The 21,362-nt window shown below is 61.8% G+C and carries 19 protein-coding genes; 9 read left to right on the forward strand and 10 right to left on the reverse strand.

What is annotated here, in order from left to right; translation table 11 throughout:
* Positions 1-241 precede the first annotated feature (241 nt).
* Positions 242-1,417: a M20 aminoacylase family protein gene (locus tag ACQZ40_RS12865; RefSeq protein ID WP_448748080.1), complete on the forward strand. Its 1,176-nt coding sequence runs from the start codon at positions 242-244 to the stop codon at positions 1,415-1,417.
* Positions 1,418-1,472: 55 nt separating this feature from the next.
* Here ACQZ40_RS12865 and ACQZ40_RS12870 read toward each other — a convergent pair whose 3' ends face one another.
* The 8 genes from ACQZ40_RS12870 to ACQZ40_RS12905 form a co-directional block, all read right to left on the reverse strand.
* The gene (locus ACQZ40_RS12870) at positions 1,473-3,266 is read right to left on the reverse strand and encodes an adenine deaminase (protein WP_448748081.1); all 1,794 of its coding nucleotides are present in this window, start codon (positions 3,264-3,266) and stop codon (positions 1,473-1,475) included.
* Complete coding sequence (locus ACQZ40_RS12875) at positions 3,263-4,183, reverse strand: nucleoside hydrolase (protein WP_142845241.1); 921 nt, start codon at positions 4,181-4,183, stop codon at positions 3,263-3,265. Before ACQZ40_RS12875 ends, ACQZ40_RS12870 begins: the two co-directional genes overlap by 4 nt.
* Positions 4,184-4,185: 2 nt before the next feature.
* Entirely contained in the window at positions 4,186-5,211 is a 1,026-nt protein-coding gene (locus tag ACQZ40_RS12880; protein WP_448748082.1) for an ABC transporter ATP-binding protein, read from the reverse strand.
* A complete protein-coding gene (locus tag ACQZ40_RS12885) occupies positions 5,204-5,983 on the reverse strand; it encodes an ABC transporter permease (RefSeq protein WP_065655279.1) in 780 nt (259 codons plus the stop codon). Before ACQZ40_RS12885 ends, ACQZ40_RS12880 begins: the two co-directional genes overlap by 8 nt.
* Entirely contained in the window at positions 5,980-6,807 is an 828-nt protein-coding gene (locus tag ACQZ40_RS12890; protein ID WP_448748083.1) for an ABC transporter permease, read from the reverse strand. Before ACQZ40_RS12890 ends, ACQZ40_RS12885 begins: the two co-directional genes overlap by 4 nt.
* A 167-nt stretch (positions 6,808-6,974) precedes the next feature.
* Entirely contained in the window at positions 6,975-7,997 is a 1,023-nt protein-coding gene (locus ACQZ40_RS12895) for an ABC transporter substrate-binding protein (RefSeq protein ID WP_078053249.1), read from the reverse strand.
* Positions 7,994-9,055, reverse strand: a complete 1,062-nt coding sequence (locus ACQZ40_RS12900; protein WP_448748084.1) for a LacI family DNA-binding transcriptional regulator — start codon at positions 9,053-9,055, stop codon at positions 7,994-7,996. The genes ACQZ40_RS12895 and ACQZ40_RS12900 overlap by 4 nt, the downstream gene beginning before the upstream one ends.
* A gap of 133 nt (positions 9,056-9,188) precedes the next feature.
* Positions 9,189-10,109: a LysR family transcriptional regulator gene (locus tag ACQZ40_RS12905; RefSeq protein WP_125146472.1), complete on the reverse strand. Its 921-nt coding sequence runs from the start codon at positions 10,107-10,109 to the stop codon at positions 9,189-9,191.
* A 96-nt stretch (positions 10,110-10,205) separates the two neighbouring features.
* Here ACQZ40_RS12905 and ACQZ40_RS12910 point away from each other — a divergent pair, with 96 nt between their 5' ends.
* Positions 10,206-11,393, forward strand: coding sequence for an acyl-CoA dehydrogenase (locus ACQZ40_RS12910; protein WP_125146471.1), 1,188 nt, complete (start codon positions 10,206-10,208; stop codon positions 11,391-11,393).
* Between the two features lie 79 nt (positions 11,394-11,472).
* On the opposite strand, the gene ACQZ40_RS12915 is transcribed toward ACQZ40_RS12910, so the two are convergent.
* Entirely contained in the window at positions 11,473-13,539 is a 2,067-nt protein-coding gene (locus ACQZ40_RS12915) for a TonB-dependent receptor (protein WP_448748085.1), read from the reverse strand.
* Between the two features lie 298 nt (positions 13,540-13,837).
* Here ACQZ40_RS12915 and ACQZ40_RS12920 point away from each other — a divergent pair, with 298 nt between their 5' ends.
* Positions 13,838-14,614, forward strand: coding sequence for an IclR family transcriptional regulator (locus ACQZ40_RS12920; protein WP_448748132.1), 777 nt, complete (start codon positions 13,838-13,840; stop codon positions 14,612-14,614).
* 2 nt (positions 14,615-14,616) lie between these two features.
* On the opposite strand, the gene ACQZ40_RS12925 is transcribed toward ACQZ40_RS12920, so the two are convergent.
* Positions 14,617-15,918, reverse strand: a complete 1,302-nt coding sequence (locus ACQZ40_RS12925) for an NtaA/DmoA family FMN-dependent monooxygenase (RefSeq protein WP_448748086.1) — start codon at positions 15,916-15,918, stop codon at positions 14,617-14,619.
* Between the two features lie 214 nt (positions 15,919-16,132).
* Here ACQZ40_RS12925 and ACQZ40_RS12930 point away from each other — a divergent pair, with 214 nt between their 5' ends.
* From ACQZ40_RS12930 to ACQZ40_RS12955, 6 genes are all read left to right on the forward strand, one after another.
* On the forward strand, positions 16,133-16,933 hold the full coding sequence (locus ACQZ40_RS12930; RefSeq protein WP_448748087.1) for an ABC transporter ATP-binding protein: 801 nt from the start codon (positions 16,133-16,135) through the stop codon (positions 16,931-16,933).
* Entirely contained in the window at positions 16,930-17,943 is a 1,014-nt protein-coding gene (locus tag ACQZ40_RS12935; RefSeq protein ID WP_448748088.1) for a FecCD family ABC transporter permease, read from the forward strand. Before ACQZ40_RS12930 ends, ACQZ40_RS12935 begins: the two co-directional genes overlap by 4 nt.
* 11 nt (positions 17,944-17,954) lie before the next feature.
* A complete protein-coding gene (locus tag ACQZ40_RS12940) occupies positions 17,955-19,019 on the forward strand; it encodes a FecCD family ABC transporter permease (protein ID WP_448748089.1) in 1,065 nt (354 codons plus the stop codon).
* 23 nt (positions 19,020-19,042) lie between these two features.
* Positions 19,043-19,996, forward strand: coding sequence for an ABC transporter substrate-binding protein (locus tag ACQZ40_RS12945; RefSeq protein WP_065655268.1), 954 nt, complete (start codon positions 19,043-19,045; stop codon positions 19,994-19,996).
* Between the two features lie 235 nt (positions 19,997-20,231).
* Entirely contained in the window at positions 20,232-21,071 is an 840-nt protein-coding gene (locus ACQZ40_RS12950; protein ID WP_448748090.1) for a siderophore-interacting protein, read from the forward strand.
* Positions 21,064-21,342: a phosphopantetheine-binding protein gene (locus tag ACQZ40_RS12955; protein ID WP_448748091.1), complete on the forward strand. Its 279-nt coding sequence runs from the start codon at positions 21,064-21,066 to the stop codon at positions 21,340-21,342. The genes ACQZ40_RS12950 and ACQZ40_RS12955 overlap by 8 nt, the downstream gene beginning before the upstream one ends.
* The last annotated feature ends 20 nt before the right edge of the window (positions 21,343-21,362 follow it).

Below are 21,362 nucleotides of genomic sequence, written 5' to 3' on the forward strand. Positions count from 1 at the left end.
GATTAGTCATTTTAGCAACCACAGAGACACTGCGGGTTCATTTCATTGGCTTTTTCCGCTAGGGTATTTCCGTTTTTATCCGAAACACGGAAATACCCTGGCTCTTTGGTTTACGCATTTCCGAACGCAAAACCGCTACACACTTTTGCTGGAAATGCTCTAGAGGATAAAAAAAGCAACAGGCATTCGGATGAACCCACCTATGACGCGGGTTTTTCCCATATTCAAGGACAAGCTGCCCATGAGACTGCTGGACCGCATCGGCGAGGACCTGCCATTCCTGACGGAGCTTCGCCACGACCTGCACGCGCATCCCGAACTGGGCTTCGAAGAGGAAAGAACCAGCGCCATCGTCGCCGATCTTCTCGAGCGTGCCGGGCTGAAGGTGCATCGCGGTCTCGGCGGCACCGGCGTGGTCGCCACGCTGCAGGTGGGCAACGGCACCCGCAGCATCGGCCTGCGCGCCGACATGGATGCGCTTGCCATGCCGGAAGTGCCCGACCGGCCCTATAAATCGAAATTTCCGGGCAAGATGCATGCCTGCGGCCATGACGGCCACACCGCCATGCTGCTGGGTGCGGCGCGTTACCTCGCAAAGACCCGCGATTTTTCCGGCACCGTGCATTTCATTTTCCAGCCGGCGGAAGAAGGCCGTGGCGGCGCGAAAAAAATGGTGGAGGACGGGCTTTTCACCCTGTTTCCCTGCGATGCGGTCTATGGCCTGCATAATATGCCGGGGCTCGGCGTCGACGAAATGGCGGTGGTGGAAGGCCCGCAGCTCGCCTCTTCCGACAGCTGGCGCGTCACGTTCAAAGGCATCGGCACCCACGGCGCCAAGCCGCATCTCGGCCGCGATCCGGTGACGGCGGCGGGCACCTTCCTCGCCTCGCTGCAAACCATCGTCGGCCGCGTCGTCGATCCGCTGCAGCCCGCCGTGGTCAGCGCCTGTTCGGTGCAGGCGGGCGACCCGAAGGCGCTCAACGTCATTCCCGATCTCGTCGAAATCGGCGGCACGGCGCGCGCTTATGCGGCTGACGTGCGCGACCAGCTGGAAGCGGAAATCGGCAGGCTGGCAAAGGGCACGGCGGCGATGTTCGGCATCGAAGCAAGTTATGAGTTCATCCGCCGCATTCCGCCCGTCATCAACGACGCCGATGCAACGAAACGGGCGCTCCGGGCCGCCAAAACAGTGTTCGGCAACAGGACCCGCAACGCCTTCCCGCCCTCGACCGCCGGCGACGATTTCGCCTTCTTCGCAGGCGAAGCGCCCGGCTGCTATGTCTGGCTCGGCAACGGTCCGGCGGTGGATGGCGCGCTGCACCACAACACCTCCTACGACTTTAACGATGCGGCCATCGTGCCGGGCGTGGCGTTCTGGGCAACGCTGGTGGAGCAGGAACTGGCGGCGGATCAATGAAGCCCGCGGCACGCTCCGTCCGCGCGATGACAACCGAAAGATGTGAGCGGATGTTCTAGCTCACAACCGAAATCACCGGGCTTTCCATCACCCTGCCCGTCAACACATCGGCAATGCCCATATCCGTCTGGTGCGGGCCGATATTGCAGGCGAGTGTGGCGCCGAAGCAGGCCTTGAAGACGAGATAGGGCGGCTGCCATTCCACCAGCCTGCCGACGGCTTCGCGCAATTCTTCGAAAGCCTTTGCCACGTCGTCAAGCGGGGCATCGGAAACGAGGCCGGAAAGCGGCAACGGGAGAAGTGCGGTCACCCTGCCTTCGGAAGCGACAGCCATGCCGCCGCCGGCCTTTATCACCGCATTGGCGGCGAGCGCCATGTCCTCGGCATTGCCGCCGAAAACGGTGAGGTTGTGGCTGTCATGCGAGACGGTGGTGGCAAAGGCGCCGTTCCAGTTTCCCCAGCCGGTGAGAAAGCCGGTTCTGGTGATCGGCTCGGCCATGCCGTGGCGATGGGTGACGGAAATCATCGTCGCGCCCTCAGGCGGAACGATGAAACCATCCGTCACCTCGGCTTCCACCTCGCCCCATTGCGTGAAGCGCGGGCGGTCGATGGTGGCGAGGCGCACCTTCGCGCCTTCGCAGGCAACCCGGAAATCATCGGCTGCGCGCAGCGGCAGCTTCATCGAGCCTTCGAGCGCTGTCGCATCGCAGGCCGGAACGTCGGCGAGCATATGCCCGCCTTCCGCAACCGCCCTGCCCTCGGCCAGAACGTGGCGGGCGGCAAAACCGCTCAAATCCTCGAAGACGACGATATCGGCGCGACGGCCGGCGGCGATGAGGCCGAGATCGGCACGCCCGAGCCTTTGCGCGGCATTGAGCGTTGCGGCGCGCAGCGCCCATTCGGGCTTCAGGCCATAACCGACGAGGCGGCGCACAACATCGTCAAGCCCACCGCCCTGCAACAGATCGTCAGGGAAGACGTCGTCGGTACAGAGTGTCACCGTCTGCGGCAGATGGCCGAGCGCGTTCAGCGCTTCCACGAATTCCGGCAGCAGGTGATCGTGCGAGCCGCGCAGCTCAATGGTCATTCCTGCCCGCAGTTTCGCCATCAGGTCTTCGCCCGAGACCAGCTCGTGATCGGAAGAAACGCCCGCCGCCATGAAGGCGTTGAGATCGGCGCCCTTCAGGCCGCGTGCATGGCCGCAGACCAGCTTTTCCGAGGCAAGCCCGGCCTGCACGATGCCGCTCATGCGCGGATCGCGCTCGATGACGCCGCGCATATTCATGATTTCCGCGACACCGCAGACCTGCGGCCACGACAGGATATCGGCGAGAATGGCAGCGTCGAAATCCGCCCCGCCGCGCTCGAGCCCCGGTGCGGAAGGCACGCAGGAGGGCGCGAGCAGAATGGCGCGCAGGGGCAGGTTCTGGATGGATTTCGCCGCCCAGCGCACCCCTTCCACACCATGCACATTGCCGAATTCATGCGGGTCCCAGACGATGGTGGTGACCCCGCGGGCAACCACGGCCGCCGCATAGGCGGCTGGCGTGACCATCGAGCTTTCGATATGCATATGTGTGTCGATGAGGCCGGGCGAGACATAGGCGCCTGCCGCATCGATGATCCGTGCAGCATCGCTTCGGCTTGCCCGCTCGTGCACGCTGGCGATCAAAGCGCCGACAATGCCGATATCGGCGGCGCGAAGCTCTCCCGTCACCACATCCACCAATGTTCCGCCGCTGACGAGAACATCGAAAGGTGCATCGCCGCGTGCGGCAGCGACCGCGCGGCTGCGCAGCGCATCATCGGTGAGATCGGCAGGCTCGCGTGTCGGAAAGTTCGCGCTCATCGGGCGGCCTCCCGGCGCAACGCCTCGAGAATCGCCGTCTTCGCACCTTCGGCATCCACCGTTTCGGCGAAATGCGCGTTGAAGGCGTGAGCTTTCTCAGCGCGCGTCTCGACCACGGTTCGCCCGCGCGTCAGCGTCGCCTGAAGCTCGACATCGATCCGCGCATGACGCCAACCGATGAGACCGGAGACGAATGCGACGGCGGCAACGGGATCGTAAAGCGCCATGGCAGCTCTGCCACGGCTGGTGGCGATGCCGATGAAACCTTCCAGCAGATCGGCGATCAGCCCGGCATTCTTGCCGCCGGCATTGCGGATCGGCAGCACATCGGCCGGCGAGGCGGTAACTTTGCGGCAGGCGTCCAGATCGACCATGCGCAACGGCAGGCCGTGGGAGAGCACGATGGCCAGCGCTTCCGGATCGGCAAAGGCGTTGAATTCGGCCGAGGCCGTGTGGTTGCCGCTGGTCACGCCACCACCCATCCAGGTGAGATCGGAAATTCTGGCGGCAAGATCAGGCCGGGCAAGGCAAAGCGCGGCGATATTGGTGAGTGGGCCGAGTGCCAGAATGCGCTTCTCACCATCACCCTCAAGCCAGTTGCACAGGGCGGCAAAGGCATCGCTTTTCGGCAAGACCGGCGCATCCGGCAAGTTTTGGCCGACGGTCGGAATGCCGTTATCGCCCAGAATGCATTGCGCGGTTTCGAGTGCACCGAGCACCGGCATGGTGCGGCCCTGATGGATCGGCATCGACCAGCCGAAGGCTGAGACGGCGCCTGCGGCATTGCGGCAGACGGCCTGAAGTGTCGCGTTGCCGAAGACCAGCGAAATGCCGTCGATGGCAAGGCCCGACGATTGCACCACCATGATGGCGGCGATATCGTCGAAGCCCATATCGGTATCGATCCATACACCCATGGTCAGTTGAACACCTTGAGGCTCGCCGCTTTTTCGACCGGCAGGTCGAAGGCGAGCGTATCGCCGATTGCGTGGGAGGTCAGGGCGGCGTCCGTTTCCGCCTTGATGGGGCCAAGCGGCGTATCGAGCAGATATTCGCGGCTGTTGCCGGCAAAGGAGGTGCCGCGCACGGTTCCCTGGAAAGGACCTGAACCGAGGGTGACCATGCGCGGCCGCCAGGCCAGTCCGGATGCTGAAAGGACTGGTCCGGGAAGCGGTGTTGCGCCGTTTGCGGTTTTGAGCGCGCCGCCTTCCAGCGCGAAGATGTTTTCGAAGCCGACGAAATCCGCCACGAAGGATGAAACCGGCGCGTTGTAGATCTCTTCCGGCGTACCGATCTGCTCAATCTTGCCGCCCTTCATGACGACAATGCGGTCGGCGAGCGCCAAAGCCTCGATCTGGTCATGGGTGACGAAGATCATCGTCACGCCGGTTTCCTTCTGCACGCGCTGCAATTCGGTGCGCATTTCAAGGCGCAGGCGGGCATCGAGGTTGGAGAGCGGCTCATCGAGCAAGAGCACCTTCGGCTCCATGACCATGGAGCGCGCCAGCGCCACGCGCTGCTGCTGGCCGCCGGAAAGCTCCGCCGGCTTTCGCGAGGCGAAGCTGGACAAGCCCACCGATTTCAGGCCGGAGGCGACCTTGTCTTCCAGCGCCTTGCCGTTCATGCCCTTGAGCTTCAGGCCGAAGGCGACGTTTTCATAGACCGTCAGATGCGGGAAGAGCGCATAGGACTGGAACACTAGACCCACGGCACGCTTGTTCGCGGCCACCCGGGTAATGTCTGCCCCATCGAGATCGATGCGCCCGCCGGCCACCGGCATCAGCCCGGCAATGGCGCGCATCGTCGTGGTCTTGCCGCAGCCGGAAGGCCCAAGAAGCGCGAGCAGCTCGCCCTTGCGGATATCGAGATCGAGGTCCTTGACGGCGACATTGCCGCCATAGGCGAGCGAGACTTTTTTGAGCGAAAGGTAATTTGCGTCAGACATAACGGGAGAACCCCAGGAAACGTTCGGCCATGAAGACGATGCCGATGGAAAGGAAGGCGAGCAGCGAGGAGAGTGCGGCCACGGAAGGATCAAAGACGATTTCCATGTAGCCCAGCATATCAATGGGCAGCGTGCGAACGCCGGGGCCTGACAGGAACAGCGACACCGGCACCTGGTTGAAGCTCGTTACGAAACCGAGAATGAAGGCGGAGAGAATGCCGCCGCGAATATTCGGCAACACGACGCGGAAAAACGCCCCGACCCGCGACGAGCCGAGCAGCACCGCCGCCTCTTCGATGTCCGAGCGCAGATTGTTGAGGCTGGCCGACACCACCCGCACCGCATAGGGCAGGATGAGTGCCGTGTGGGCGAGGAACAATGCAAGCGTGATGCCGATGCCGAAAGGCACGACGAAATAGCGCAGCAGCGCTAAGCCGACGATGATGCCGGGCACGATGATCGGCGCGGAAACGATAGTGCGCACCGTCTCGGCAAAAGGCAGCTTGTAGCGCGACATGGCGTAAGAAGCGGGGATGCCGAGGATGAGCGCCGCAAACGTGCCGCCGATGGCGAGGAACATCGACATGGCAAAGCTTTCCCGGAAGCTCTCAACGGTAAAGACCTTGGCGATCCACTTCAGCGAAAAGCCCTGCGGCGGAAAGGCGAGCGTATCGCCGGCCGAAAACGAGGCCGCGACGATGATGAGGAACGGCCCGATCAGGAAACCGACGACAAGCAGAAGCGTGAGCGGAATGAAGAGCTGCCGGGTCATTTCTTGTTCCTTGCGGTGGCGATGCGCTTCAGCAGGATATTGGCGGCAAAGCTCATGACGATCAGGATGAAGGCGATGACGCTCGCGGAGACGAAATTGTTGGAAACCGTTACCTGCTGGTAAAGCAGGGTTTCCAGCATCAGCACCTTGGAGCCGCCGAGAATGGCGGGCGTGATATAGGCCGTCAGCGAACCGGTGAAGACCAGCGTGCCACCGACGACCAACCCTTCCTTGGTGAGCGGCAGGATGACCTTCCAGAACACCTGCAGCCAGCTTGCGCCGAGCACTCGGGCAGCCGCAATCGTATCCTTCGGCATATTCTCAAGCGCACTGATGAGCGAGATGATCATCAATGGCAGGAACAATTGCAGAAGGCCGATGAAGACGGCTGTTTCGGAAAACAGGATACGGATCGGCCCGTCACTCAGGCCGACAGCCTGCAGCGCCTGATTGACGATGCCGGTTCGACCCAGAATGACGATCCAGGCATAGGTGCGGGCGACAGGCGAAATCATCAGCGGCAGCACGACCAGATTGACGACGTGCCCCTTCGCGCCCTGCGACAGGTTGACGATGGCGAAGGCCGCCGCATAACCCACCACCGCCGAGACGATGGTGACAAGCGCGCCGAGCTTCAGGGTGCGCAGGAAAACCGTCTGGTTCAGCGGATCGGTGAAGAAATCGGCATAAGCCGACAACGTCCAGCCGTCGGCGGTGCGGAAGCCCTCCGACAGCAGGATGAAGACCGGCACAAGAAAGACCGCCGCCGCGAAAACTGCGGCAGGCAAGGCAAGCGCCAGCGCTTCGGCCCGGTTCTGAAACATGGGTTTATTCCCTGAACGGCCTGAGGGCCGGTTGTTACGGCAGCCAGACGCGCCGGCCTACGATCAAAAAGGGTGGAAAAGCGGTCAGGGGACGACCGAACCGCTTTTCCGGGAATGGAGCCGTCCTTGCGGACGTTTAAATGCCCCATTCCAAACGGTGAATGGGCTTACTGGCCCACCTTCGCGTTCCACTCCGACAGCCACTTGTCGCGGTTATCCAGCGTCACGTCGGACGGAATGAGCTGCAGGCTTTTTGCGGTTTCGTCGCCATAGGTGATGTTATTGGCCACCTCATCGGAAACCTTGACTTCCCTGTTGGTCGGGCTGTCCACCAGCTTTTCGGCCAGCGCCTTCTGAACGTCGGTCGATAGCCAGAAATCCATGAACTGCAACGCCAGATCTTCGTTTTTCGTGCCCTTCGGCACCACGAGCACGTTCATGCCGCCGGTCTGGCCTTCCTTGGGCGTCGCCCAGGCAAGCGGCAGGTCGAGCTTGGTGAAAGGCGCCCAGGAGAAGCGGCCGATGGGGGCTGCCCAGATTTCTTCCTGCTGCATCAACTGCACCAACTGCGAGGATTTGACGTAGAAAGTGACGATGTCGTCCTTCTTTTCGCCCACGGCCTCGATGGCGCCGGAAAGATCGGGCGTGTCCTTGCCGATAGCTTTGCCGAGCATATAAAGCGCCGGCGGGCCCTGATTGGTGGTAACATTCGGGAAGGCGACGTGGTCGACGATATCGTCCTTCAAAAGATCGGCCCAGCTGTCGATCTTCATCTTGTCGGTGCGGTAAACAATTGAGGTGGCGTAGAAATTGACGCCGACGCTCATGCCGTCGCCATTCGGATCCTTGGCGATATCATAGAGCTTTTCGATATTGGGAACCTTGGAAGCATCGATCTTCTGGATCAGATCCTTGCGGGTGGCCGAAAGCGCATCGGCCATGGAGACGATGGCGAGATCGACTACCGGATTGGCCTTGTTGGCCTCCATCTTGGCCAGACGCTCAACGCTGTTGCCGGTCTCAACGACCAGCTTGCAACCGCATTTCTGCTCAAACGGCGTATAGACCAGTTCTTTGAATTCGTCCTGCGCGAAGGCGTAGACCGAGATCGTCAGCGTCTTGTCCTGCGCCTCAGCGGCACCCATCGTCAGCATCAGGGCGGAGCCCGATGCGAGAATGATCTTTTTCATGGTGTGAGTTCTCCTGCTGTGGTTTTTTTGGCTTCAATCGCATCATGCTTTGCCTTGCCGGTGGAGCCGCGCATGATCAGCGCCATCGGTACTTTCGAGATTTCCGCGGTCACTTCGCCCGCGATGCCGTTTTCGCCGGCGCCATCGATCGCGCGCAGCAGCGCGCTGACGGCCAGATCAGCGATGCGGCCCATATCCATGCGCATGGTCGTAAGCGGCGGGGTGACCACGGCGGAAAAGATGAGATCGTCGAAACCGGTGACGCTTGCTTCTTCCGGCACCTCGATGCCCTCGCGCTGCAACTCGGTCAGCGCCCGCAGCGCATGCAGGTCGGAAATGGCGGCAAAGCCGGTAAAACCATCCGCCACCAGATCGGCAAGCCCCAGCCGGCAACCCGCACCGTCAGACTCTTCGATGCTGTCGATCCAGAGCGTCCGGGTCACGCAGGCCTTGCCAAGACCATCCCGAATGCCGCCGAGACGGTCGTTCTGCACATTGGAATCGCGGTTCTTGCCCACCAGCACCACCTTGCGGTGGCCAAGGCCTGCCAGATAGTCACCCACCTGCCGGCCACCATCCCAATGGTCGGCGGCAACGGTATTGCTCGGTGTCGACGGGCTGTCGATGACGGCGACCGGGCAATCGACATCGGAAATGCGCGTGCCACGGCGGGGAACGACCACCATACCATCGACCCCGCGCTCAATCAGCCGGTTGATCGCATCCGTCTGCATGGCGATATCGCCACGGGAGTCGGCGATCAGCACGCCGTAACCGGCAGTAACGGCAGCCTTTTCAATGGCCTGCGCGATCTGCGGGAAGAGCGGGTTAGCAATGTCAGGCAGAACCAGCCCCAGAACACCGCTTCTGCCGGTGCGCAACGCCCTGCCCGCCGAACTCGGCACATAACCCAGTTCACTTGCCGTCTTGCGGATACGCTCTACCAGATCAGGTGAAACACGGCCTTTACCCGACAGCGCATTGGACACGGTTGCAACCGACACGCCGAGTGCCGCTGCTATCGCGCTCAGATTGGTGGCAGGCCGTGACGACGCCATGGATGGTCCGGGAAGGCTGATTAAACGTTTAATCAGGATAAGCGAGGCGCGGGCCGCTGTCGAGTCCTGCGCCGGCGAAATACGGCGAAAAGCTGGGCACAAAGGTTAAATGCCCGAAAAGAGCGATTATTTTTTACAGGGCCTGAGTGCTGGCGGCGCGATAAGCCTCAACCTGGCGCACCAGCCAATCGCGAAACAGCACGACCGGCACGTGATTGGCACGCGAAAGCGGCGCCACCGCATAATAGGAACTGGGGCTTCTCGCCTGATGATCGAAGGCTTTGACCAGCTGCTTGGATTTCAGCTCGTTATCGATCAGAAACAGCGGCATCAGCGCCACACCGAGCCCGGCGATGCAGGCCTGCGCCACGCTGGAGAACTGCTCGAAGCGCATGCCCTGCGGCAGGGCGAGCGACAGTCCCAGGCTTTCGAACCAGTGGCCCCATGCTCCGGGCCGCGAGGCCATGTGCAGCAACGGCAGGGCGGCGATATCCTCGCCCCTTTCCACCGGGTGAGCGCTGAGAAATTGCGGGCTGCACACCGGCGCGACCATTTCATGCATGAGAAAGGTGCTCTCCGCCCCCGGCCAATCGGCCTGGCCGATATGGATCGCCATATCCAGCTGCTCGCGCTCAAAATCGAATTGCCCGATACGGGTGGCGAAATTGATGGTGATTTCGGGGTGGTTCGCCACGAAATCCGGGATACGCGGCAGAAGCCAGCGGGTGCCGAAGGTGGGCAGCATGGCGAGGTTCAGCGTATTGCCATGCGTTTTGGTCATGATCTGGAGCGAGGCGGAGCGTATTTCGCCAAGCGCCGATGCGATGGATTTTGCATAGGTGCGGCCTTCCACCGTCAGCGCCACGCCGCGCGCACCGCGCTCGAAAAGGCGCACCCCAAGCTGTTCTTCCAGTGACATAACCTGCCGGCTGATCGCGCCCTGGGTCAGTGCCAGCTCATCGGCGGCCGCGGAAAAGCTGCCGAGCCGGGCCACGGAATCGAAGGCGGCGAGCGCACTGGTGGAAGGCAGGAGTTTGCGGCTGAGAGACGTCATCAGCCATTACTATATGTAATGCAAAAATGAGTAAACATGGCTTGTGCCGACTGGCTCGAATACCAATAATCCGGCCACCAAATCCGGAGGCATCACGTGAGCGAACACGCAGCATTCAATTGGCAGGACCCTTTTCTGCTCGAAGACCAACTGACCGACGACGAGCGGATGATCCGCGACGCCGCCGCCGCCTTTGGCAAATCCGAACTCTTGCCGCGTGTCTCCGAAGCCTATCTTTCCGAGACCACCGAGCCGGAACTGTTCCGCCTGATGGGCCGCACCGGCCTGCTCGGCGTCACCCTGCCGGAAGAATATGGCGCGGCCAATGCCAGCTATGTGGCTTACGGCCTCGTCGCCCGCGAGGTGGAGCGGATCGACAGCGGTTACCGCTCGATGATGAGCGTGCAGTCCTCGCTCGTCATCCATCCGATCTTCGCCTATGGCTCTGACGAGCAGAAGAAGAAATACCTGCCCGGCCTCGTCTCCGGCGAGCTGATCGGCTGTTTCGGCCTGACCGAGCCGGATGCCGGCTCCGATCCCGGCGGCATGAAGACCCGCGCCGAAAAGATCGCCGGCGGCTATCGCCTGCGCGGTTCGAAAATGTGGATTTCCAATGCGCCAATCGCCGATGTCTTCGTCGTCTGGGCGAAATCGGAAGCCCATGACAACCAGATCCGCGGCTTCGTGCTGGAAAAGGGCATGAAGGGCCTCTCCGCTCCCAAAATCGGCGGCAAGCTGTCGCTGCGCGCCTCCATCACCGGCGAGATCGTTCTGGACGGTGTGGAAGTGGGCGAAGACGCGCTGCTGCCCAATGTTTCCGGCCTGAAAGGCCCGTTCGGCTGCCTCAACCGCGCCCGTTACGGCATTTCCTGGGGTGTGATGGGCGCTGCGGAAGATTGCTGGTTCCGCGCCCGGCAATATGGTCTCGACCGCAAGCAGTTCGGCAAGCCGCTGGCCGGCATGCAGCTTTACCAGAAGAAGCTCGCCGACATGCAGACCGAAATCGCGCTCGGCCTACAGGCATCGCTCCGCGTCGGCCAACTGATGGACGACCAGAAGATGGCGCCGGAAATGATCTCCATCATCAAGCGCAACAATTGCGGCAAGGCGCTGGATATCGCCCGCCAGGCCCGCGACATGCATGGCGGCAACGGCATCCAGATCGAATATCACGTCATGCGCCACGCCCAGAACCTTGAGACGGTCAACACTTATGAGGGCACGCACGACGTCCATGCGCTGATCCTCGGCCGGGCGCAGACGGGCATTCAGGCGTTTTTCTGAGGCTTTATCCACGTCGTTTCAAAAAAAAGCCTTCGAAGATCACTTCGAAGGCCTTTTGCTTTTCAAATCCGACAATCGCTCAGAACGTGCCGCGAATACCGACGCCAAACATACGCGGTTCGGTCATGCTCGCCTCGATGCCGCCAATGCCGCGGTTTTCCTTCATCAGCGTCGGTGCGCGCTCATCGAAGACGTTCTTGACGTAGGCGTAGACTTCAAGCTCCTCCTGGAACTTGTAGCTCGCCCGCACATCCGCAATCGTATAGGGATCGATCGCGTAAACGGCCTTGTTATCCGTATCCGAATAATAACCGTCGAGATGGCGCACCTGCCCCGAAACGGTGAATTTATCCGTCACGTCCCAGCTAGCGCCGACGGTGAAGCTGTAACCCGGCGACTTGGCGAATTCCTTGCCGACATAGGCGGCATTGCTGGAAATCTCGTCGATTTTCGTCTTCAGCAGACCGGCGCTGGCCTTCAGTGTCAGATTGTCGAGGACCTGATAATCCACGCCGATTTCCAGACCATAGGCATGGGCCTCCTCGGCATTGACGGTGTAGGACTCGCTGATGCCCGTAGAGACAACCACCGGCACGTTAAACTGGGCATTCTTCATGTCCATGTAGAACAGGTTGCCGTTTACCGTCAGCGTATCGTCCAGCAGGCTGGCGCGGGTGAACAGCTCGTAGTTCCAGATGGTTTCCTTGTCGAAGGTGCGCCATTTGCTGGTCGTCAGGTCGAATGCGACGCCGCCGGGATTGTAGCCGCGGCTGATCAGGCCGCCCACCGTCCAGTCGTCATTGATGGCGTAGGCCAGCGACGCCTTGGGCAGGATTTCCGAGAAGGTTTCGTCATAATTGACCGAGCTTCTGGAGGTCGCGCTCAATGTGCGATAACCGTTGCGCTGAATCTGGTCCTGCTGGTAGCGCAGGCCGCCGGTCAGGGTCCATTGATCGGTCAGGCGATAGCTCAACTCACTGAAGAGGCCGAGATTGTCCTTGGTATCGTTGAAACGCGACGTTCCACGCAGATAAAGCACCTCGTCGGCTTTCGTATGTGCGTAATAAATACCCGCGACACCGCTCAGCACGTCTTCCTGATCACCGAAGGTCACGCGTGTTTCGTGGGACGTGTTCTTCAGGTCGATATCGGCATCACCCGTATTCGCAATGCCGACCCGGCGCTTGGCAATGGACGAGGAGAACTGCGTCTGGTTGAACAGTTTCACGCCGTTTTCGAAATCGTAATTGATGTCGAGGATGCCAGTATTGGTGTATTGGCCGAAACTTGGCATGGTTGTGGTGACGTGGTTCAGGTCCTCGAATGGGCGCGAAGCCGCTTCCTGGCTCGGCCGGTTAGAGGCATTGTAGGAATAGGTTAGCTTTGTCGAAAGACCAGGTATTTCCGAAGGCTCCCACAGAAGCTTGAAGCGACCGTTGAATTCCTTGAAGTTCTGGTCCGTCCCCTCATGGGCGAATGCGGAATTGATGTAGTCGATGAAGGTGTCGCGGCCGGAATAATCGATCGCCATGCGTGCCGCCAGCTCATCCTCGATCAGCGGACCGGAAAAGGCGAAGGAACCGCGCTTCTGATGATAATTGCCGATTTCCGCCTGATAGCTGGCTTCCGGCGTAAAGGTCGGGTCCTTGGTGTTGACGAGGATCGCACCGGCAATGGCGTTGGCGCCCTGCGAGGTGGTCTGTGGGCCACGGAACACCTCGATGCTTTCGACATCCCAGATGGAGCTCGCGCCATAGATGAACTCGTTATAACCGAGATAATGGCCGTCGACATTGATCGTCGCGCGCGGCACCGTGCCGGTGAAGAAGGCGATGGAGCCGGTATTCGGTCCCTGTGTGTCCTGTCCGCGAATGATCGGGGCGCTGACATTGTCGGTGTAAACGACGTTCGGAATATCCTTGATCGCTTCCGATACGGTCGGGTCGCCGGTTTTTTCCTTCTTGATTTTATCTCCGGATATGACCGAAACGGACGACGCCGTGTTCTTCATGTCGCGCGCCACTTTTTCACCGGTCACGACGATCGGCTTCAGGACGGTGGTGCCCGCCGCATCAGCCTGCTGATCCTGACCGAGAACCGGCGTCACAAACAATGTCGCCAGCGTCAGAGCGCTGACCCCGCTCATCAAACGACCGTTAGAGCTAAACCCCATCACGCACCCCTAATAAACATGAGTATTAAAGTCATATTCAAGTAACGGAAGCGTTATCCGTTTCGCAATAGAGAATGCGTTCTGTATTGCGGACAAAAAGGCTTCCGTAACGGGATGTGCCATATTTACAACAAAGTTTACCCACCGCCGCTTGCGCACCCGCAGCGTTTCGAAAGGGAACAGCATGGTTCCGTCCGCAGAAATCGATTCCGATTTCCGGTCCGATGCGTTAGGCATGCTCAACAAAACGGGGGGAACGCGCTTGAACGCCATGGATGACGATTCGGACAATCTGCCGGAAAACGAGGGCGAAAAGCGCTCGGCCCTCATTCAGTCGGTGTCGATAGCGGCGCGTTTCCTCAATCTTCTCGCCAGATCGGACAAGGCGCTGGCACTTGGCGAACTGGCCAAACGCGCCGGCACCGGCCGCTCCACCGCGCATCGCTACATGCAAAGCCTCGTGCGGGAGGGGCTGGTGATACAGGACCCCGCAAGCGGCAGTTACGATCTCGGACCTGCCGCGCTTGGGATAGGCATCAGCGCGCTCAGACGAATCAATCCGGTCGAAACCGCCGGCCGCCAGATGAATGCGCTTGCCTCCGAGATCGGCGCCAGCTGCGGCGTGGCGATCTGGACCGAACGCGGCCCGACCGTGGTGCGGTGGGCGAGAAGCGCCAGCTTTTCCATCAGCACCGTGGCGCTCGGCGATGTTCTGCCGCTGGACAACAGCGCCTGCGGGCTGGTTTTTCAGGCCTACCTGCCGCCGGACAGGATAGCCGCCGTGCGCAGGCTGCAACCGGCCGCCTTTCGCGGCTCCCGTCCCGATGCCGGCATTCTGGAAACCATCCGCGAAGCGGGTGGCGCGGAACTCAATGAACATCTGTTCTCCGCCCTAACGGGCAAGGCGGCGCCGGTTTTCGACGCCCAGGGCGAACTCTGTTGTGTCGTCACCACCGTATCCTTCGTGGCCACTGCCGAGACCGAACGGCATTTTTCCCGACTTATCGAAGCAGCTAGACAGGCGACGGCCGAATCCGGCGGCGCGTAACCCTATTCGGCCAGATGCTCCGCAAAGGTGCGGCCGGAATAGGCCGTGCGGAACAGCCCGGCATCGGCGAGCTTCGGCAACAGCCGCTCCAGCACCAGCCGCATGGACGCCACCGAACCGCCGGGCACTGCGACGAAACCGTCGATAGCACCGGCGGCCGCCCATTCGCGGATGGCCTCAAGGGCATCTTCAACGGTGCCGATGATCTGCCAATGGCCCGATCCCATCACTTCCGGACGTCGCAATAATTCCGCAACACTCAGCGTCTCCCGTTCGATCAGCCGGCGCAGCAGGCCGGCATGGGTGCGGCTTCTCGGTGTCTCCGGCGGCGGCGGCAGGTCGGAGGCGGTAACGATCCGCGTGAGCGGCCAGTCCGTGAGATCAAGGCCCGTCATATCGCGGATGGAGGCAAAGGCGCGGGCGCGGTTGGCGCGGGCATGGGTCTCCGCGAAGAGTTCCAGCGCCTCCCTGCCGGTCTCCGCGAGATAGAGGCTGAGGCCCGGCATCAGCTTCACGCCGTCGGGGTTGCGACCGTGGCCCTCGGCACGCCGCCGCAAATCCGCCCTGAGTTCGATGGCCGCCTGCATGTCCGGCGTCGAGGCAAAGACAGCATCGGCCACCGACGAGGCGAAATCACGGCCCTCGGGAGAAGCGCCCGCCTGCACCAGCGGAATGCGGCTGGCATGGGACGGCAGGTTGAGCGGGCCTTTGACGCTGAAATGCCTACCCTCATGCGCCACCGGCCGCACCAACGAGGAATCGGCAAACCGCCCGCTTTCCCGGTCGAGTTTGAGAGCTTCGTTCGGAAAGCTTGCCCAAAGCGCTTTCACCACCTGCGTAAATTCCGCTGCGCGCTCGTAACGCTCCTGCGGCGAAGGCATCTCTTTCAGGCCGAAATTTTCGTGCCCCTCAAGCGCCGTGACGATATTCCACCCCGCCCTGCCGTTGCTCAGCCAGTTCAGCGACTGGATCTGGCGGGCCACCACATAGGGCGGCAGAAATGTGGTCGAAACGGTGGACAACAGCCCGACATGGCTGGTTTCCCGCGCAATGGCCGCAAGAAGCATGGTCGGATCCATGCTGGCAAATCCGCCGCCGGTCTCCAGCCCCTCGGTGCGCAGAAAAAGCGTATCCGGCCGAAACACGAAATCCACATGCGCCGCCTCCGCGCGCTGCGCCAGATCGACGAAATAATCGCTGGAAAACACCCCGTTTATATCGCTGTCCGCGCGCCGCCATGCCTCGCCGCTGAGCCAGGTTGGGGCCAGCGACATGCCGACATGAAGCTTGGCTGCGACTGACATGATGCACCTCGACTGAAATAACCGGCAGGAAGTCTGCACGTTGAATCGGCAAATTTCGATTTGTGGAGAGTTTTACTATAGTTTAGTGTCGCTTCAAGACCACACCGTCGCGCCTGCCGGAAAGTAATGCTTTTTTGACGGGTTAGACGTTTAAATTCAAATACTTATAAAGACCGTGCGGCTTCTCGACGCATGGGCGCATGAATAACAGGAGTTGTATCCGGTGCTTGACGCCACGGACCTTCACGCCAGCTATGGACATGTTCCCGTCCTGCGGGGGCTTTCCGCCCGTTTCAGATCAGGCCGCGTCACCGCGCTGGTCGGCCCCAATGGCTGCGGCAAGTCGACGCTGTTGAAGACCATCATGGGTTTCGTGCCCTTGTCATCGGGCGCGATAAGGCTCGGCGAGCGTTCGATCGGCGAGATCGGACGCCGCGAACTGGCGCGGCGCATCGCCTATCTGCCGCAGGAGTGCCATTGCCCTGACTATATGACGCTCGGTGAGCTGATCGAGCTTGCCGGTTATGCCCGCTACGGTCTTGCGGGCGGCCCGACTGAACGCGACCGGGCGCTTTTTGCCGAGGCGCTGAAGACCGTCGGGCTGGAAGACAAGGCGAAAGCGCAGGTCAACACGCTTTCCGGCGGCCAGCGCCAGCGCGCCTTCATCGCCATGGTGCTGGCGCAGGATACGGACGTGATCCTGATGGACGAGCCGGTCAATCATCTCGACATGAAATATCAATATGCCGTTCTCAGCCTCGTGCGCGAACTGACGGACAGGCATGGCAAGAGTGTCATCGTCGTGCTGCACGATCTCAACCTCGCCTCCACCTTCGCCGATGATGTCATCATGCTGAAAGCCGGGCGGGTTCTGGCATCCGGGCCGGTGAAAACAACGGTAACGTCCGAAAATGTCGCCGAGGTCTTCGATCTCGAAGCCGATATCTTCTCCCGGCAGGGGCGGCTCATCTGCGTGCCCCGGCTGGAGCGGCAGGAACAGGCCATTCCGGCATGACCCCGAAAATAACGCTGATTTTCGCCGCCGCGCTGCTGCTGGCTGCCATCCTCGCCATCAATCTGCTGGTAATGTCCGGCGACATGCCGCCTGCCGAAATGCTGGCGACGCTCTGGCGCGGCGAGGCCGACAGCTATGAGCAGTCGGTGCTTCTCTATCAGCAGATCCCACGCTCGCTGATTGCCATCTATGTGGGGGCGACGACGGCCGTCAGCGGTTGTGTGCTGCAGGGGCTTGCGCGCAATCCCCTCGCCTCGCCCTCCACCCTGGGGCTGAATGCCGGCGCGACGCTTTTTGTGATTGCCGGTGCGCTGGTGTTCGATTTCTCTCCGGAAATGCAGGGCCTTGCAGCACTCGCGGGCGCCGGCTTCGGTTTTGCCGCCTGCTTCGTCGTCGCGCGTCTCGCCGGGCGGGCGAACGATCCGCGCGGCCTGTCGCTCATCCTTTCCGGCGCGCTGGTTTCCATGCTGCTGATCGGCGTGACCAACGCCCTGCTTCTCTCCAACCCCACACGCCGCGCCGAGTTCCTCAGCTGGGTGGGCGGCAATATCAACCACGTCTATGCCGAGCGCCTCACCGATTTCTGGTGGATCGGCGCAATTGCGCTCGTCATGTTGTGGGCGGTCGCCCGGCCGCTGACGCTGGTTCTGCTGGGCGCGGAAAAGGCCGCCTCCGCCGGTGTGAATGTTACGCGTATTTCCCGGGTCGCACTCTTCGCCACCATGCTGGCCTCGGGTTCGGCGGTAGCGATCTGCGGCCCCATCGGTTTCGTCGGCCTCATCGTACCGCATATGACCCGGCCGCTGGTTGGCGTGAATTTCACGCTTGCCCTGCCGGCCTCCGCGCTTGTCGGCGCGGGCCTCTGCGTGCTGGCCGATCTTGGCGCGCAAACCCTGTTTGCGCCCTATGTGGTCAATACCGGGCTGTTCATGGACCTGCTCGGCGGCCTCGTCTTCATCGTCATCGTCAAGCGCTTCTATCTGTCGCCTTCGGCAAGGGGACTGTCATGAAGGGGGCTTTCATGAAACGGCATTTCGCCACCGACGGCAAAGCCGTCCTCCGGCTTCCGAGCGGCCTGCAGATCGGCATCGGAAATCTGAAGGCCGGCCTTGCGCTGCTTGTGCTGGCGCTGGCGCTCGCCGCCCTGTCCGTCAGCCTCGGCAATACCGAAACGGGCCTCGCCGATCTCCTGCGCGGCTTGGTGGGCGGGCACCTCGGCGGCGATCAGGCCTATGCGCTGTGGACGGTGCGGCTGCCGCGCATCCTCATCGGTTTCATGGCCGGCTGGAGCGTGGCGCTGGCAGGCGCCATACTGCAATCCGTCGCCCGCAACCCGCTCGCCGATCCCGGCCTGTTCGGTCTGAGCCAGGGGGCGATGACCACCATCATGCTGCTTCTGGTGCTGGTGCCGGCCGCACCCAAGACGCTGGTGGCGCTCGCTGCCGTCGGCGGCGGTCTGGCCGTCGCCTTCCTTCTCATCGCCCTCGTCGGAAGGGAACGCTCGAGCGGCCTTGCCATATTGCTGATGGGCATCGCAATTGAATCGGCGCTTTCCTCCGTCTCCTCCGTGCTTCTACTCTACACACCGGCCGCAACCTCGCTGTCGCTGGCCGACTGGATGGCGGGTTCGCTGTTTCAGGCAAGCTGGTCGACCATCTTCGTTTTTGCGCCCCTTTTCGCCGCAAGCCTTGTGGGCATTTTTCTCATCGGCCGGGCGCTCGCGGTCTTCGATCTCGGCAATGAAATGGCCATGGCGCTCGGCGAAACTGTCAGACATTCGCGGCCGCTCGTCATTGTTTTTGCGGTCATCCTCAGCGCTTCCTCGGTTACGGCCGTCGGCCCGCTGACCTTTCTCGGCGTTATCGCCCCGCATCTCGCCACCTTCGTTTCGCCCGCCGTCGGGCGCGCCAGGCTTTTCCTGTCGGGGCTTACCGGCGGCATTCTGGTCGTCACGGCCGATGCCCTGTCCCGCGGACTGGTGGCCGATACGCCGATGCCGATCGGCCTTGCGCTGACGCTGATCGGCGTGCCGCTTTTCATCCTCACGCTGCGCCTTCAGGCGCTGCGCAGAACCAACAGCCACTGAAGACATCGAATAAAGGAAATGCCATGCGAATTGCCATGCTCATCGCCGCACTTCTGGCCGCCGGAACGAGCCTCGCCGCCGAGCGCAGCGTGACCGATGCCGCCGGCCGCAGCGTCTCCGTTCCGGAAAAACCACAGCGCATCGTCGTCATGCACGAGCCGCTGCTCGGCGTGCCGCTGATGGATCTCGACGCCAATGTGGTCGGCGCCTATGGCCGCAACAGCGACGGCAAATTCGCCACCGCGGTCGATTTCGTCGACACCGTTCTCGGTGAAGGCCGCACGAAACCGAAGGGTTTCGGCGCGGTCGGCCAGATCGACCTTGAAAAACTGCGGGCGCTGCAACCGGACCTGATCGTCGCCACGGAAATGGATGGCGGCAAGGCCGAACAGCTCTCCACCGTCGCCCCCGTCTATCTGCAAAAAGTCAGCACCGGCCATGCCTACGGTTTCAGCGTCGAAGAAAACCTTGCCGCCCTGGTCGGGCGAAGCGATGTCTTTGCCGAGCGCCGGAAGACCTATGACACGAAGCTCGCCGCCGTCAAAAAGACGCTGGGCGACGATATCAAGGGCAAGACCTATCTCGCGATCCTGCTGACCGACCAGATCAATGCGGTGGGTGATATGTCCGGCGCGGTGCAGGCATTGGAGGATCTGGGTTATACCCGCCTGAAGATCGACAACGCTGCCTCTTCGGGCGGCATGGGCTCGACCCTGATGATGCCGCTGAGCGCCGATGCCTTCGGCAAGCTCAATCCCGATCTGCTGGTGGTGATGAACAGCTATACCAGCCCCGCCCGCGGCGAGGCCGGAACGCGCGCCGCCCTTGAAAAGATCATTCCCGGCTGGGAGCGTTTCGTAAAACCGGCGCGCGAGAAAAGGATCGTTTTCCTCGATTCCACCAGGGTCACGACGCCTTCAATCCCGAGCGCCCTGCACACACTGGATGAGGTGGAAAGCTGGGCAGGCCGCCGCTGAACGGCTTTATCCAAAGCCAATCCCGGCACGATTTACGTGCCGGGTATAAACTTGAGTTTTTGGAGAAAGTTATATTGCCGGGGCCGAAACCGCCTGTTATGGTTCGCGCATCTTGACGCAACGACGCCGGAACATCGCGCCGGACGAGCCCCCCCAATGCGCGATCGTCCGGCACGCCGACCCGGGACAGCGAAACCGCCGAACCCGTCGGCGATATCCCAGGAAAGACAACAGCATGAGCATGCCAGAAACCGTAGATTCCCCCATTCCGGACCGCACTCCCAAACGCCATCGCCACCCCGTCGCGCTGCGCGCGCTCAACGTCGCGCGTGTCGAAAAGCTCAGCCGGTCCATGGTCCGCATCGTCCTGACCGGGCCGGAACTGGAGGGCTTTGCGAGCCTCGGTTTCGACGACCACGTCAAGATGTTCTTTGCCCAGCCCGGCGAAACCGAACCGAGCCTGCCGGTGATCGGCCCGAACGGCATTGAATTCCCGGAAGGTGCGCCGCGCCCGCTAGCGCGCGACTACACGCCGCGCAGCTTCAACGCCGAAAAGGGCGAACTCGCCATCGATTTCGCCACCCATCACGACGGCCCCGCCAGCAACTGGGCGAAGGCCGCCAAAGCGGGTGACAAAGCGTGGATCGCCGGTCCGCGCGGCTCCTTCACCGTTCCCTTCACCTACGACTGGCATCTGCTGATTGCCGACGATACCGGCCTTCCCGCGCTGGCGCGGCGGCTGGAGGAAATGCCTGAGGGCACCCGCGTCGTCGCGCTGATCGAGGTCGAGACGGATGCCGACCGGCTGGAGCTCACGACGAAGGCGGATGCGTCTATCGTCTGGGTGACGCAGAAGACGGAGAACGGAACCGACCACGACGCGCTGGCGGGTGCGCTGCGCAAGCTTGACCTGCCGAAGGGCGATTTCTTCAGCTGGGTCGCCTGCGAATCGAAGGCTGCGAAGGAGGTTCGCGCCCTTCTGGTCGAAGAATTCGGCGCCAACCCCAAATGGACTCGCGCTTCCGGTTACTGGCGGCGCGGCGCCAGCGGCGTTCACGATCATTTCGATGAGTGAACCGGCAATCGCGGCGGACACCATGCCGGAGGCGGAAACGACGATGACGGAACTCAAGGCCCTTATCGCCAGGGTTCTCGACGATGAAGTGCGCGACATCGAACCGGGGGACAACCTGTTCGGTCGCGGGCTTCATTCGCTTGCCCTCATGCGGCTGATGCCACCGCTTTCCCAGCTTGCCGGGACGCGGCTCGATTATGAGGATCTGGCCCGGCAGCCCACGCTTGCCGCCTGGCAGGCGCTCATCGAACGGTCGCGCGCGGGACATTGATCCCACGACACAGCACTTTT

The organism is Agrobacterium sp. 16-172Ci, assembly GCF_053522725.1.

Excerpts from the sequence above, each read along its gene's own strand:
- ACQZ40_RS12865 (WP_448748080.1), top strand. The coding sequence starts at position 242 with ATGAGACTGCTGGACCGCATCGGCGAGGACCTGCCATTCCTGACGGAG.
- ACQZ40_RS12870 (WP_448748081.1), bottom strand. The coding sequence starts at position 3,266 with ATGAGCGCGAACTTTCCGACACGCGAGCCTGCCGATCTCACCGATGAT.
- ACQZ40_RS12875 (WP_142845241.1), bottom strand. The coding sequence starts at position 4,183 with ATGGGTGTATGGATCGATACCGATATGGGCTTCGACGATATCGCCGCC.
- ACQZ40_RS12880 (WP_448748082.1), bottom strand. The coding sequence starts at position 5,211 with ATGTCTGACGCAAATTACCTTTCGCTCAAAAAAGTCTCGCTCGCCTAT.
- ACQZ40_RS12885 (WP_065655279.1), bottom strand. The coding sequence starts at position 5,983 with ATGACCCGGCAGCTCTTCATTCCGCTCACGCTTCTGCTTGTCGTCGGT.
- ACQZ40_RS12890 (WP_448748083.1), bottom strand. The coding sequence starts at position 6,807 with ATGTTTCAGAACCGGGCCGAAGCGCTGGCGCTTGCCTTGCCTGCCGCA.
- ACQZ40_RS12895 (WP_078053249.1), bottom strand. The coding sequence starts at position 7,997 with ATGAAAAAGATCATTCTCGCATCGGGCTCCGCCCTGATGCTGACGATG.
- ACQZ40_RS12900 (WP_448748084.1), bottom strand. The coding sequence starts at position 9,055 with ATGGCGTCGTCACGGCCTGCCACCAATCTGAGCGCGATAGCAGCGGCA.
- ACQZ40_RS12905 (WP_125146472.1), bottom strand. The coding sequence starts at position 10,109 with ATGACGTCTCTCAGCCGCAAACTCCTGCCTTCCACCAGTGCGCTCGCC.
- ACQZ40_RS12915 (WP_448748085.1), bottom strand. The coding sequence starts at position 13,539 with ATGAGCGGGGTCAGCGCTCTGACGCTGGCGACATTGTTTGTGACGCCG.
- ACQZ40_RS12920 (WP_448748132.1), top strand. The coding sequence starts at position 13,838 with ATGGATGACGATTCGGACAATCTGCCGGAAAACGAGGGCGAAAAGCGC.
- ACQZ40_RS12925 (WP_448748086.1), bottom strand. The coding sequence starts at position 15,918 with ATGTCAGTCGCAGCCAAGCTTCATGTCGGCATGTCGCTGGCCCCAACC.
- ACQZ40_RS12935 (WP_448748088.1), top strand. The coding sequence starts at position 16,930 with ATGACCCCGAAAATAACGCTGATTTTCGCCGCCGCGCTGCTGCTGGCT.
- ACQZ40_RS12940 (WP_448748089.1), top strand. The coding sequence starts at position 17,955 with ATGAAACGGCATTTCGCCACCGACGGCAAAGCCGTCCTCCGGCTTCCG.
- ACQZ40_RS12945 (WP_065655268.1), top strand. The coding sequence starts at position 19,043 with ATGCGAATTGCCATGCTCATCGCCGCACTTCTGGCCGCCGGAACGAGC.
- ACQZ40_RS12950 (WP_448748090.1), top strand. The coding sequence starts at position 20,232 with ATGAGCATGCCAGAAACCGTAGATTCCCCCATTCCGGACCGCACTCCC.
- ACQZ40_RS12955 (WP_448748091.1), top strand. The coding sequence starts at position 21,064 with ATGAGTGAACCGGCAATCGCGGCGGACACCATGCCGGAGGCGGAAACG.